The sequence below is a fragment of the Thermogemmatispora onikobensis genome (assembly GCF_001748285.1).
GTDB classification, from domain to species: domain Bacteria; phylum Chloroflexota; class Ktedonobacteria; order Ktedonobacterales; family Ktedonobacteraceae; genus Thermogemmatispora; species Thermogemmatispora onikobensis.
In genome coordinates, this window is the sequence record NZ_BDGT01000001.1 from 255,294 (window position 1) to 266,808 (window position 11,515).

The 11,515-nt window shown below is 60.6% G+C and carries 12 protein-coding genes and 1 pseudogene; 6 read left to right on the forward strand and 7 right to left on the reverse strand.

Annotated features, from left to right (window positions below; translation table 11 throughout):
* Positions 1–12: 12 nt before the first annotated feature.
* Positions 13–855, reverse strand: a complete 843-nt coding sequence (locus tag BGC09_RS01005; RefSeq protein ID WP_069801316.1) for a hypothetical protein — start codon at positions 853–855, stop codon at positions 13–15.
* A gap of 466 nt (positions 856–1,321) precedes the next feature.
* On the opposite strand from BGC09_RS01005, the gene BGC09_RS01015 reads away from it, so the two are divergent.
* Positions 1,322–2,302 carry a GAF domain-containing protein gene (locus BGC09_RS01015; RefSeq protein ID WP_069801318.1) on the forward strand — a complete coding sequence of 327 codons (981 nt, stop codon included), beginning with the start codon at positions 1,322–1,324 and terminating at the stop codon, positions 2,300–2,302.
* Positions 2,303–2,328: 26 nt separating this feature from the next.
* Positions 2,329–3,156: a hypothetical protein gene (locus BGC09_RS01020; protein WP_069801319.1), complete on the forward strand. Its 828-nt coding sequence runs from the start codon at positions 2,329–2,331 to the stop codon at positions 3,154–3,156.
* On the opposite strand, the gene BGC09_RS01025 is transcribed toward BGC09_RS01020, so the two are convergent.
* Together BGC09_RS01025 and BGC09_RS01030 are read right to left on the reverse strand one after the other, a co-directional pair.
* Entirely contained in the window at positions 3,153–3,779 is a 627-nt protein-coding gene (locus BGC09_RS01025; RefSeq protein WP_069801320.1) for an ATP-dependent Clp protease proteolytic subunit, read from the reverse strand. The genes BGC09_RS01020 and BGC09_RS01025 overlap by 4 nt on opposite strands.
* Before the next feature lie 55 nt (positions 3,780–3,834).
* Positions 3,835–4,140: a hypothetical protein gene (locus BGC09_RS01030; RefSeq protein ID WP_069801321.1), complete on the reverse strand. Its 306-nt coding sequence runs from the start codon at positions 4,138–4,140 to the stop codon at positions 3,835–3,837.
* Positions 4,141–4,413: 273 nt separating this feature from the next.
* Here BGC09_RS01030 and BGC09_RS01035 point away from each other — a divergent pair, with 273 nt between their 5' ends.
* Positions 4,414–4,851, forward strand: coding sequence for a helix-turn-helix domain-containing protein (locus BGC09_RS01035; protein WP_069801322.1), 438 nt, complete (start codon positions 4,414–4,416; stop codon positions 4,849–4,851).
* A gap of 231 nt (positions 4,852–5,082) precedes the next feature.
* On the opposite strand, the gene BGC09_RS01040 is transcribed toward BGC09_RS01035, so the two are convergent.
* Together BGC09_RS01040 and BGC09_RS01045 are read right to left on the reverse strand one after the other, a co-directional pair.
* On the reverse strand, positions 5,083–5,412 hold the full coding sequence (locus tag BGC09_RS01040) for a hypothetical protein (protein WP_069801323.1): 330 nt from the start codon (positions 5,410–5,412) through the stop codon (positions 5,083–5,085).
* A 208-nt stretch (positions 5,413–5,620) separates the two neighbouring features.
* The gene (locus BGC09_RS01045) at positions 5,621–6,013 is read right to left on the reverse strand and encodes an ACT domain-containing protein (protein ID WP_218103921.1); all 393 of its coding nucleotides are present in this window, start codon (positions 6,011–6,013) and stop codon (positions 5,621–5,623) included.
* Between the two features lie 254 nt (positions 6,014–6,267).
* Here BGC09_RS01045 and BGC09_RS01050 point away from each other — a divergent pair, with 254 nt between their 5' ends.
* Positions 6,268–6,717, forward strand: coding sequence for an ArsR/SmtB family transcription factor (locus tag BGC09_RS01050; RefSeq protein WP_069801325.1), 450 nt, complete (start codon positions 6,268–6,270; stop codon positions 6,715–6,717).
* Positions 6,718–6,749: 32 nt separating this feature from the next.
* Positions 6,750–7,802 carry a cation diffusion facilitator family transporter gene (locus BGC09_RS01055; RefSeq protein WP_176728810.1) on the forward strand — a complete coding sequence of 351 codons (1,053 nt, stop codon included), beginning with the start codon at positions 6,750–6,752 and terminating at the stop codon, positions 7,800–7,802.
* A gap of 98 nt (positions 7,803–7,900) precedes the next feature.
* Here BGC09_RS01055 and BGC09_RS01060 read toward each other — a convergent pair whose 3' ends face one another.
* Positions 7,901–9,187, reverse strand: a complete 1,287-nt coding sequence (locus tag BGC09_RS01060) for a Bcr/CflA family multidrug efflux MFS transporter (protein WP_084657806.1) — start codon at positions 9,185–9,187, stop codon at positions 7,901–7,903.
* Between the two features lie 445 nt (positions 9,188–9,632).
* On the reverse strand, positions 9,633–10,217 hold the full coding sequence (locus tag BGC09_RS01065) for a hypothetical protein (protein WP_069801326.1): 585 nt from the start codon (positions 10,215–10,217) through the stop codon (positions 9,633–9,635).
* A 338-nt stretch (positions 10,218–10,555) separates the two neighbouring features.
* Between BGC09_RS01065 and BGC09_RS01070 the strand changes: the two are divergent.
* Positions 10,556–11,515: pseudogene (locus BGC09_RS01070) on the forward strand (hypothetical protein); the annotation flags it as partial.

The window sequence follows — 11,515 nt, forward strand, 5'->3', positions numbered from 1 at the left end:
CAGCGCGCTCGCTCAGCCAGCGCTTGCGGCCAGCGGCAGACTGGCGCCGACCAGCTGGCTGATTGCGCGACTCATGCGCACAGGATTGCGCGTCGAGGTGAGATCGCGGTAGCCATCAATGAGAACGAGGGCCCGCGGCCCTGCCTCTGTCTGCGATCGGGCTTCACCCCAAAGGCGCCGCTCTTGGCCTGCGCAGGAGCTCGCTCCCAGGCGATTCATGACAAGCATATTCTCGCGGGCCAGCAGGCGATGTGGCAGATAGGCATAGAGTGGCGATTGCAGCTCCGCCAGTTGGGCCTCAATCTGCTCCGGCTCGTGGCCATAGCGACGGCAGGCTGCGCGCACCTGCTCACGCAACGCCTCCTCATCCGGGCTGAAGATTGCATCCAGAGCCTGGAGCAGATTCATCACGCGATTCAGGAGCACGGCCCGGCCATGACGGAGTCGAAGCAGCAGCAGGTCCAGCCCCTGCTGGACGGAACGGCGAGCATCTTGGATCTGCCGCGTGAGATCGGCGAAAGGCATAGCGTCCAGCCGCCGCTGCAGGAAAGCGACCACTTCGGCGGTCTCACCCTCCTGCCAGCCGCGCAGCAGCTGCAGACAGCGCTCGCCCTCGTAGCGCGTGATTGTCTTGGGCACGCTCAGCAGGCGGTCCTTGCACTCACAGATCCAGAGGGCATGGAAATAGCGCACCGTCATCTCGACGGGGAAGGTTGCAAAACGTTCCTGACCCTGCACCTGCTGAACGAAGAGGAACGCGGCTTCAAATTCGGGGCGTAAGCGTGCAAAGGCATTCAGCTTCTGCTCGACCAGCATCTCAGTAGCTTCGTCGCTTGTTGCTTGCCTGACGTACATGGCTCGCCTCCCCTCAGAGCACTGGCTGGTTGACTACAGACCGACAGGTGCCGCCTGACCCCGGCAGGGAGGTGACGCGGGCCTGTATGGCCCTCTCTGCCCTCTTCTCCGCATCCACCCTCTCTGAGCGAGCGGGCAGGTCAGGCCGCGCCACTGCGAGTCAGGTGGCGGTGACAGCAGAGCTGGTCAGCTCCTCAATGATCCAGGAGCAGACATTTTGTGGCACCTTGGGATACCTTGCTCTTATTGTACTGCCATCAACGGAGCAGGGCAAGCAGGACAGGAAGGCATAGTTTGGCGACCCCCGTGGCATCAGCCTGACCCTGCCCGGCGGGCCGAAACAGGTTGGGCAGGAAAGAGCGAGGCGCGTCGACTTAGGCGGCAGAAGAGTTGACGGTCAGGCGCTAAGCTGTTATCATGACGGAAGATCGGTGCAAGAGCCATTTCAGCAGCAAGGCAACACGCTATGGATGAACCACGCACCTGGCGCGAACTGCTAGGAACCATCATCTCTGATACCCACGAGAGACAGCGCCTGGCTGAGGAGCTGGGGGTGACACCCACTACCTTGACTCGGTGGGTCTCCGGCGCTTCCGATCCCCGCCCTCAGAATCTCCGCCTGTTACTCAAGGCGCTGCCTCAATACCGCGAGCAGCTGCAGGAGCTGATCCAGGCCGAGTTTGAGGACTTCGTCACAGCTCCTTCCGAGGACTCGTCCCTTGAGATTCCCGCCGCTTTCTATGCGCGAATCTTCCGGGCCCGCGCGACGACGACCGAGGCGATGCGTTATTGGTCGCTGAGCAACCTGATTCTCCAGCAGGCGCTGGGACAGCTCGACCCCGATCATATGGGGATGGCCGTGCGCGTGGTGCGCTGTATGCCTCCCAAGGAGGGGAAGATCCGCAGCCTGCGCGAGTGGCTCGGACTGGGCACGCCTCCCTGGGGGGGTGAGCTGGAACATAAGGCGATGTTCTTGAGCGCCGAGTCGCTCTCAGGCTACGTCGTGAGTTCCTGCCGCCCGAACGCCATCCAGAATATCGATGAGGAGCACTCACTCATCCCCGCCCACCGCGACCCCCACGAGCACAGCGCCGCCGCCCACCCTATCCTCTACGCTGGGCGCGTCGCCGGCTGCTTCCTGGTCTCCAGCACTCAGCCCTACTACTTCCTCTCCCAGGCTCGCCTGACGCTCATTCAGCAATACGCCGATTTGCTGGCTCTGGCCTTCGACCCCCAGGAGTTCTATGATCCCAAAGATATCGAACTGCGGGTCATGCCCGATCAGAGCATCCAGCGACAGTATTTTATGCAGTTCCGCCGCCGCGTCTCAGAGGTGATGATGGAGGCCACACGCTCGGGCCACTCCCTCAATAATCTGCAGGCGGAACAGCGGGTCTGGCAGGAGCTGGAAGATAAGCTGCTCGAATTGTCTCTGCGACTCAATTGAAGAGGTTCTAGCATAGAAGATCGTCTATGTTCGACGATTTTATCAGGCGGGAGCAGGAGAACGGCGAGCTTGATCCGCGCTGGCGGCGCACCTGCCTGGGTGGTGGGCGCCTGAGCGTGGTGGAGCAGTCGCATCTGCGTCTGGAGCTGGAAGCCAGCCGTCAGGGGGAGTACAGCGATGCGCAGATCGACGACTATGGTGAGCTGCCGCGGCGCGCTTTCCCCTGGCGTCCGCCGCTGCGTTTGGAGGTTCGGGCCTGCTTCTCCCACCCAGCGGCGACGCTGGCCAGTACCGCGGAGACGCCTGGGCTGCTGCGTGGAACCGCTGGCTTTGGTTTCTGGAATTACCCGTTTTCGCTGCGCGGCGATGTATTGATGCTCCCCGAGGCGGTCTGGTTTTTTTACGCCTCGCCCCCTTCCAACATGGCGCTGGTACCAGGTGTACCGGGCTGGGGGTGGAAGGCGCAGGTGGTGCATGCGCTGCGTCCGGGCTTCCTGACGGCGGTCGTGCCTACGGCGCTGGCCGCTCTCTGGGGGCGGCTCAGCGGCGAGCTGGGTCCCGCGGCACGCTGGTTACAGCGTCTGACCGGGACCCAGGAGCGTCTGCTGGAGGAGGTCGCTCTGACGGAGTGGCATACCTACGCACTTGAGTGGCTGTCGTCGCAGGCCCGTTTCTTCGTGGACGGCAACCTCCTCTTTACTGCCCCTACCCCGCCCCTGCGTCCCCTGGGCTTCGTCGCCTGGGTGGACAACCAGTATGCCATCGCTACGCCGCGCGGTACCCTGCGCTTTGGCACGATTGCGACGGGTCGCCAGTGGCTCGATCTCGACTACGTGCGGATCGAGCCGCTCTAGAGGGCCGATGAGCCTTTCGCCTCCTTGATAGGTGGTTCCAGCACTTCGTCGATGATGCCATATTCCACGGCCTCAGCGGCGCTCAGGAAGAAGTCGCGGTCGGTGTCATGCTTGATGCGCTCCAGGGGCTGGCCAGTATGTAGCTGAATGATCTCGTTGAGCATGTCGCGAGTATGGAGCATTTCGCGGGCATGGATCTCGATGTCACTGGCCTGGCCGCTGACGCCGCTGGCAGTCCACGGCTGATGCAGATGGATGCGGGCATGCGGCAGGGCCCGACGCCGTCCACGGTCCCCTGCCATCAGCAGGATAGTACCAAAGCTGGCGGCATAGCCGACACAGGTGGTGGCGATGGGGCAGGGCAGCATACGCATGGTATCGTAAATGCCCAGTCCAGCGGTAATGACCCCGCCCGGTGAGCTGATGTAGAGGTTGATCTCTCGCTCGCTGCTCTCGGCAGCCAGAAAGAGGAGTTGGGCAATGACCAGTCCGGCCATTTGTTCCTCGATCGGGCCGTTGATCAGAATGATGCGCTCTTTGAGCAGACGAGAGTAGAGATCGTAGGCGCGCTCTCCGCGTCCCGTGGCTTCGATGACGGTCGGTACGTAAAGGGTAGCACTCATAACAACTGGTCCTTTCTCACGGTTGCCCTCTGTCTGGTCTTCGTTCCTTTGCAGCTTACTCTTCTCCGGCTGCCTCTCGCCTTGATTCGAGGAGGCGGCGTACAAAGTAGTAGTGCAGCTGGGTGCCGCTTCCGCTGGCGCGCTCGTCGACAATAGCCTGGAGCAGCCAGCCCTCTTGCCCAAGCCTGGCCAGGCTGGCCTCGGAGAGCAGTGGCTCTTTGCGCAGATCAAGGCTGATGAGACGATACTCCCAGCGGGGAGGCTCCAGCTGGTGCTCTTCATAAACAATGGGAATATGCAAGGTTGACTGGATGTGTTCTTGTGTATATGACAGGAAGAGAGCCAGAGGACGTGGTAGCATGCGGATACTCCTTTCTCTTCTCTGATGCGACGTCGGCCTGCCTGGTCAGGTTCGGTTCAGGTTTCCGCCTCGCCTGCTCCTCCCCTGCTGCGACCGGCAAGCCGGAAAGGGGAGGACACCTTGAATATAGCAAAGTGGAGGGGTATAGTGATAGCAAAAAGCGATGCTATCAGCATAGCTGTCCGCCAGGCTATGCTATCAGCATAGCTGTCGAAAGCGGCAGAGAGGCCACAGACTCCTCTGCAAAGGAGGAGCGCAGAAAGGAGCGTGGGGATGGCCGATCTTCAAGAGACGCTCGGGAAGGTGATTCGCCGGGCGCGCCAGCAGCGCCGGCTGACGATGCGCGAGCTGGGAGAGCGCGCTGGTCTCTCGGAGATCTATGTCGGTGAAATTGAGCGCGGCCAGAAGTATCCCTCGGCCCGGGTACTGGAGAGTGTGGCAGCGGCCCTTGATCTGGAGGTCGCCGAGTTATTGGAGCTGGTTGCTACCGAGCTGCGCGAAGCCTCGGCGGCAGCCCGCGGCGGAACCGGTGGCCTCGGCTTCGGCTTCGGGAGACCGGAGCCTGTTCGCAGCAGCATCGGCACTCAGGAGAAGGGAGCCGCGTCCAGCGAACCATTGGCAGCTCAGCAGGTGTTGACGATGGCCAGCTTCAGTTCCCTGTTGCTGGCCGGACGGCTGGGAGAGGCGGCGATCCGGCGCTCACGCCGCTAAGCCAGGATACGTGCTTCGGCTCGCAACAGAGGAGGGCTCACAGGCGCAGACGGTCTGGCGCTACCCTCCTCTGTTGTGTTTCGCCGGAAGGCAAGCCTTGCCTTGCATCAGCTTTGCATGGTGACCACAGTGTGGCAGAGGGACCGGGCGCGGCTGTGCAGGTGCTGGCGAGCTGGCCTGACGTGACAGCGGGCGCTAGAGGCTAGATGAGAAGAGTAAAGCCCCTTTCCGTCACGAGCGCCACCAGCGGCGCGGTCGATGGGCATAGCTGCCACGACGATAGTAGTAGGGAGAGAGGCGACGATAGGCGAAGGCACTCCAGATGAAGACCAGGACCGCCGCCGCCAATACCGACGTTACCAGCGGAACGCCATTGAGGTATGGCTCACCACTGATGTGCCAGTGGAGGACACCATCAACCAGAAAAATGGCCAGCAGGCCCAACAGAATGGCCCCAACAATGCCACCAGGGGCGTGACGACGAGCGATGAATTCTCCCACTACTCCAACAATAGCGGCAATGATAACCCAGATGATGAGCTGCTCCAGGCTGATAGTCATGTTGACATGCACCTCCTTGTTTGAGCCGGTCTCGCCCGGCTTTCCCTGGATGCTCGCTTCTACAGCATCTGGGTAAAACACGTGCTTCCCGCGCCGCGGGTTTCAGGCCGCCCAAGCCAGGAACGCTCTTTGCCGGCCCGCACCCCTCTCCCGCAGAGGGAGAACGCAGACCAGACTGCCTCGCTTTGTGCTCCTCTCCCCCTTATGGCTATAGGAATTCGTGGCCGTGAGCCAGGAGAACGGCCCGCGCGGCTTCTAGCTGCGGCTCGCGCACTAAAAGATAGTCGGTATCGTAGGTAGAGAGCGCAAAGACCGGAATGTGGGCCTCGGCCAGTGGCTTGAGCAGCGTGGCGAGTATCCCAGTCAAAGCAAAATCAAGGGGACCCACGACCTTGAGGGCGGCCCAATCTGACGCACAGGGTACACCTTCGGGCACCCACGCTTGAGGGCAAACCACCGACAGCTCATCGGCGGTCCAGGTGAGCGCTAGCAAAGCCTGCCGTTCCAGGCCGGCGGCAGAGAGCCAGCCCGGCAGCGGACTGTCAGGAGCGAGGCGGCAAATCGCCAACTGGCGCGCAGCTACCTGCAACTGCATGGGCATCTGTCCTTTCTCATCTCTCGCTGGCACCAGTTCGGGCCACCATCCTACCTCTAGCAAGGCCCAAATGGCGGCCCGTCCAGCAGAGCCTTTCTGCATGAGAACTGGACCTACGATAGCATAGCCTTTCGGTCCTGTCCAGGCACGCTCGCCCCTTCCGTTGGATTGCAAGCAAGCAGCATCGATGTTATAGTAGTAAGAGAAAGGAAAGCTGCATAGCTGTACAGGTTTTACGAAGACGAAAGGAGTAAGCCGGGATGGCCACTCGTCCGCGAGGGAGCGAGACAAGGGGGAGCGCCGAGGTGGCAGATCTCTGCCAGGTGCGCGCGGTGCATCCTGAGCAGGTCGAGGCGGTACGACAAAGCTTGCTGCCCCAGGAAAGTGCAACGCGCACAGCAGCCCTTTTTGCCGTTCTCAATGATCCGACGCGCTTGCAAGTGCTCTTTGCTCTGCTGCACGCGCCAGCTGGCGAGCTTTGCGTGTGCGATTTGGCTGCCGGCCTTGGTCGGGATGATACGACCATCTCGCATCAGCTACGGGTGCTACGCACGCAAGGCATTGTGAGTATGCGCAAAGTCGGACGAGTGGTTTACTACCGTCTCGTCGACGATCATGTCCGTCAATTGCTTGAGTTGGGCCTGGCCCATGCGAGCGAGCCGGCAGGAGGGTCACCCGCTCCATTTTCCAGGGTGGAGGTTTCCGCATGACCATGTTTCTCGGTCATCGTGAAGAGCCTGCAATGAAGCAGAAGAACAAGGGAACGCTTCTTGAGCGGGTGGGAAAGGGAAAGACCAATCGCTATCACGAGAGCTATCATCACAGCCACGCTCATACTCACGCCCATCATGCTCATCATGAGGGGATGCCGCGGCGGAGCCTCCGTCTGGCCTTTCTGTTGACCATAGTGATCCTGCTCAGCCAGCTTGTGGGTGGCCTCCTGGCCAATTCGCTGGCCCTCTTTTCGGAGGCCGGCCATGTGGTGACGGACCTCTTTGCGCTGGGTCTAGCCTGGTTCGCGGCGGTCCAGGCGGAGCGGCCCGCAAATGCACGCCGCACTTTCGGCTACCATCGCGTCGGTATTCTGGCCGCCCTGATTAATGCGGTGACGCTGATTGCGATTGCAGTGGGAATTCTTATCGAGGCGGTTAGTCGCCTGCGCCACCCGGCTGAGGTGCAGCCGCTGGCGATGTTCGTGACGCCCTTGATCGCCATCGCTATCAATCTCTTTATCAGCACTGTACTCCAGCGCAATGGCCACCATAATCTGAATACGCGCGCGGCGCTGCTGCACGTGCTCGGCGATGTGGGCGCCTCGCTGGCGGTCATCGCCGGTGGCCTGGTGCTCCTGGCAACCGGTTGGAACGCCGTCGATCCGCTGCTGTCAGTGGGGATCGCCCTGTTGCTTGCCCTGGGCGCCTGGCAGGTCGTGCGCGAGGCGACCGATATCCTGCTGGAAGCGGCACCGCGTGGTCTTTCGGTGACTCAGCTCGCTCACGATATGCTGCAGGTCGAGGGCATCCGCGAGGTTCACGATCTGCATGTCTGGACAATCGCGAGCGGGATGCCAGCGCTGGCCTGCCATGCGACAATCGAGGATGGGACTCCAGCCCGCAGCGCTTCGATCCGCCGTGCGCTGACGCAGATGCTGATGGAAAAGTACCATATCGATCACGCGACGATCCAGTTCGAGTCGGAGAAGGATCGCCAGAGCTGTTGCCACGGTCAGAGCCTCTACTGTTGCCTCGATCCTTCACGGCGCCCGCGTCAGCCGCAGGCCGCAGCCGAGGAGTAAGTGCGGGGTCAGAGCACTGGCCACGGGACTTCCAACATGGATGGCTGCCCATAAGGAGGAGCCTGGGGCAGGGAGAGAGGGCCACACGCCAGGTCAGCTCAGCGGTCTTCCAGGTAATCGGCCCCTGCCGCCAGCGAGGAAGGAGCGTTGACGGGCTTCCGTTGCCCCAGGAGTAGAAAAGTCATGAGGGCCCCCAGGCCAAGCAAGGCGATGATACTGGCCATCGGTAGGGCTGTCTGAGATCCCGCGATGCCAACGAGCGGCGAGGCCAGCGCGCCCAGGACAAATTGTAGTAAGCCAAGGAGGGCAGAAGCGCTACCGGCAGAGTCTGGATGGTCGGCCAGGGCTAAAGCGGCTGCATTGGGGAATACCATGCCCTGGCTGGCCACAACGACGAAGAGGGCTGGTAGAATGCCGATTAATCCAAGACCACTGATGACCGCTAAGAAGAGACCTCCTCCGCCGAGAGCTACGGCTATTAAGGCTCCGGCCAGCAGTTTGCGCGGCTCTACCCGTCCAACAAGCCGGCCATTGATCTGCCCTACGATGGCGATACCCAAGGCATTCGCCCCAAAGACCAGGCTGAAAGCCTGGGGCGAGAGACCATAGATCTCCTGGGTGACAAAGGGAGAACCAGAGATGTAGGCGAACATGGCCGCCGCCGAGAGACCTCCAGAAAGGGCATAGCCCAGAAAGATTTTGTCTGTGAGCAGGCGGCGAAAAGTGCCAAGGGTTATCTCTAGCTTGCCACTTTGCCGTCGTTCCGGCGGCAGGCTCTCAGGAAGCCCCAGGAGAGCCGCAACCCAGATCAGGACAACGAGCAGGGCAAGCAGGAGAAAGATACCACGCCAGCTCATGAGGCGCAGCAGGAACCCGCCAATGAGCGGGGCCGCAATGGGAGCGATACCACTCACCAGCATGAGCATGGAGAAGAAACGGGCCAGGGCAATTCCACTGTATTTGTCTCTCACTGTGGCTCGGGCAATGACGATACCCGCCGCTCCTGCCATTCCCTGGATAAGTCTCAGGCCAATCAGCAGCGTGATCGATGGGGCCCCAGCACAGCAGAGCGAGGCAAGTATGTAGGCCAGGAGTCCAATCAGGAGAGGGCGTCGCCTTCCAAAGCTATCACTCAGCGGACCCGCCAGTATCTGACCAAGGGCTAGCCCAACAAGACAGGCGCTTAAGGTAAGTTGGGCCTCCGAGGCGCTCGCACCCAGGTCCCGGCTGAGGAGAGGCAGCGCGGGTAGATACATGTCTATCGACAGCGGGCCAAAGGCCGAGAGCGACCCCAGAATGATGATGAGCAGGATGTAACGCCATCCCACGTCAGTTTCCACTCGCTGCCTCGACTGCTCCCTCTCGTTAATTGACGGCTGTCTCATTCGCTCGCTTGCTCACAACATATATATTTATCTATTTATAGGACAGGAGAAGGAAGAAACTTCAGCTCTCGATGGCTCTTTCCACGCAGCGCTTGTGGTCGACTTTCGCTGCTGCTGTGGCAATGATCGGGTTGGCTGCTACGTTCTTCGGAACCTGCTCGACTGGACGAAGATATGTCCATCTTCTCATAGTATAGCTGAAAGAGAGGGAGGGTGTAAAAGTCTCTTGCAGGCTCGGACCCGCTGCGAGGCCAGCGGGCAGCCGCGAGAGACAGCAAGAGACAGCAAGAGACAGCAGACGGTAGCCAGACCAGACGCCGACGCCGGAGGGCAGACCTGGCCCCCTATAGGAGGAAGCGCCAGCGGTTCTGGTCAGCCTGCCCAGGCCAGGTGTCTGCAGCTTGTGAGGCACGTTTATGCTTCGCCCGATGCCCCGGGTCTTGCTTTACCTTCCTGTCTCAAAAAAATCTTTTTGCTGCTGTAGCCTCTCTAGAGCTTGTTGGTAGAGCGGCGACGCCCAGCGGCGAGCCTCTGGTAGTCGTATGCGCGTGTACATCCAGGAGAACTTAGCGCGCACGTTCTCAGGGGACCAGCCAGTGCGAGCATTGCTCATCATGTTGAGAAAAGGCTGGACATTGACCTCCAGGAAACTGAGGCTGTCCGCCGCCTGAACCCAATCAGCTGCGGGCCATCCTCCTACCTCATGGACGCGGATCAGGGCCATCACCTCTTCTGTCAGCTCAGGCGGCGCCTGCTGCTCGTGCAGAAAGTCGCCCACGATGCGCGCCGAGCGTTCAGAGTGGGCCTGGAGATAGAGGGGATCATCTGGCCCACGTGAGGGGTCTTGCTTTGGGCTATCGGGTCCTGGAAAGGCTCTCTCCATGTCATGGGTCAGGGCCGCCAGCAGCATGGCCTCCGAGGCAGCTGGGTTGATACGTTTGAGCCACTCCTCTGTTTTGAGCAGATGCAGCGCCTGCCCCCCAGCGTGCTCCTTGACCCAGGAGCGAGCAGATGCCAGTAAGCTCTCCATCGATGGCCTCACCCTTTCCTTATCAACGCAAGCAAGAAAGCATTACTCACTATCTCTAAGCTTAAACACCTCTGTCAAGCTCGCTCAGCTCCTGGGGCCGCAGCTTGCACCGTGAGCCCGGCAGCGATGTCCGGGCCTCCACTGGAAGCTTGCCAGACCTTTGCTGATCGTGACAGTTGCATCACTACTGAGCTTTATCGCCAGTTCAGCAGCTTTCAGCCGATCCGCACCGCGAATAGCCCCCCTGTCTCTGGTCGGTTGACACCCTATTTTATTCATGCTATCATCAACGACAAAATTGGTCCTTTATCATAATATTTTCTATCGAAGTGTTGACTATGACCGCTATTAAAGGGAAGTTGCGTAGATTGGTGCTCCTGGAGAAATGGAACTTGGCCGCGTTCGGCCTTATCCTGGTCGGGGTCAGCTTGCGCCTGATGCTGCTCAAGCAGCACTGGCCCTGGACTGACAGCGATGAGGGGGTCTTTGGCCTGATGGCGCGCCATATTGCCTATCAGGGTGAGCACCCAACATTTATGTATGGCTCGTTCTATATGGGACCGCTTCAGGCTTACCTGGGCGCCGCCTTCTTTCATCTGTTCGGATCATCGCTTCTTGCTCTGCGACTCGGCCTGGTCATGCTCTTTGCGCTCTTCCTGGTTGCTCTCTATCTCCTGACCCGTACACTGTATACCCCAGGGCTGAGCTTGCTGACGCTGACGTTGCTGAGCCTCGGCTCGCCTTATATGCTCACCTATCAACTGCGCTCCTATGGGGGCTATCTGGAGATCTTGCTCTGCGGGACACTGGCGCTCCTGATCGCTGCCTGGTTAGCGCTCTCCACTGCTCCTGGCCCGACACTCTCCTGGCGCCGCCTCCTGCTCCGCTGTGGGGGCTATCTGGCCTGGGGCATCGTGGTGGGCCTGGGCCTCTGGAGCGATATGCTTTTCTTACCGCTGATGGGCCTCTCTGGCATGTTAATCATATTTTTCTGCTGGTGTGAGTTAGTGCGTCTGTTACCTGTTGTTTGCATGCTGGGCGGCCTAGCCCTGGGTATGTGGCCGCTGCTGGCCTATAATCTGCACGCTCCGCCAGGTCTTGATACGCTCAGCGCTGTGGCGGTGCAACAGCAAGGGCCGGTGCCGCTGCACTATACACCAGCCCTGGTCTGGCAGCAGATCAAGGCCACTATCCAGCTCTCTCTGCCCACGATTAGCGGCAATCCTTTCTGCCCTGTCAGTGAAGTGCCGGTCTTGCGGGACCCCACCAGCGCCCCTACGCTGGCCTGTCGGCTGATT

Excerpts from the sequence above, each read along its gene's own strand:
- BGC09_RS01005 (WP_069801316.1), bottom strand. The coding sequence starts at position 855 with ATGTACGTCAGGCAAGCAACAAGCGACGAAGCTACTGAGATGCTGGTC.
- BGC09_RS01015 (WP_069801318.1), top strand. The coding sequence starts at position 1,322 with ATGGATGAACCACGCACCTGGCGCGAACTGCTAGGAACCATCATCTCT.
- BGC09_RS01020 (WP_069801319.1), top strand. The coding sequence starts at position 2,329 with ATGTTCGACGATTTTATCAGGCGGGAGCAGGAGAACGGCGAGCTTGAT.
- BGC09_RS01025 (WP_069801320.1), bottom strand. The coding sequence starts at position 3,779 with ATGAGTGCTACCCTTTACGTACCGACCGTCATCGAAGCCACGGGACGC.
- BGC09_RS01030 (WP_069801321.1), bottom strand. The coding sequence starts at position 4,140 with ATGCTACCACGTCCTCTGGCTCTCTTCCTGTCATATACACAAGAACAC.
- BGC09_RS01035 (WP_069801322.1), top strand. The coding sequence starts at position 4,414 with ATGGCCGATCTTCAAGAGACGCTCGGGAAGGTGATTCGCCGGGCGCGC.
- BGC09_RS01040 (WP_069801323.1), bottom strand. The coding sequence starts at position 5,412 with ATGACTATCAGCCTGGAGCAGCTCATCATCTGGGTTATCATTGCCGCT.
- BGC09_RS01045 (WP_218103921.1), bottom strand. The coding sequence starts at position 6,013 with ATGCCCATGCAGTTGCAGGTAGCTGCGCGCCAGTTGGCGATTTGCCGC.
- BGC09_RS01050 (WP_069801325.1), top strand. The coding sequence starts at position 6,268 with ATGGCCACTCGTCCGCGAGGGAGCGAGACAAGGGGGAGCGCCGAGGTG.
- BGC09_RS01055 (WP_176728810.1), top strand. The coding sequence starts at position 6,750 with ATGAAGCAGAAGAACAAGGGAACGCTTCTTGAGCGGGTGGGAAAGGGA.
- BGC09_RS01060 (WP_084657806.1), bottom strand. The coding sequence starts at position 9,187 with ATGAGACAGCCGTCAATTAACGAGAGGGAGCAGTCGAGGCAGCGAGTG.
- BGC09_RS01065 (WP_069801326.1), bottom strand. The coding sequence starts at position 10,217 with ATGGAGAGCTTACTGGCATCTGCTCGCTCCTGGGTCAAGGAGCACGCT.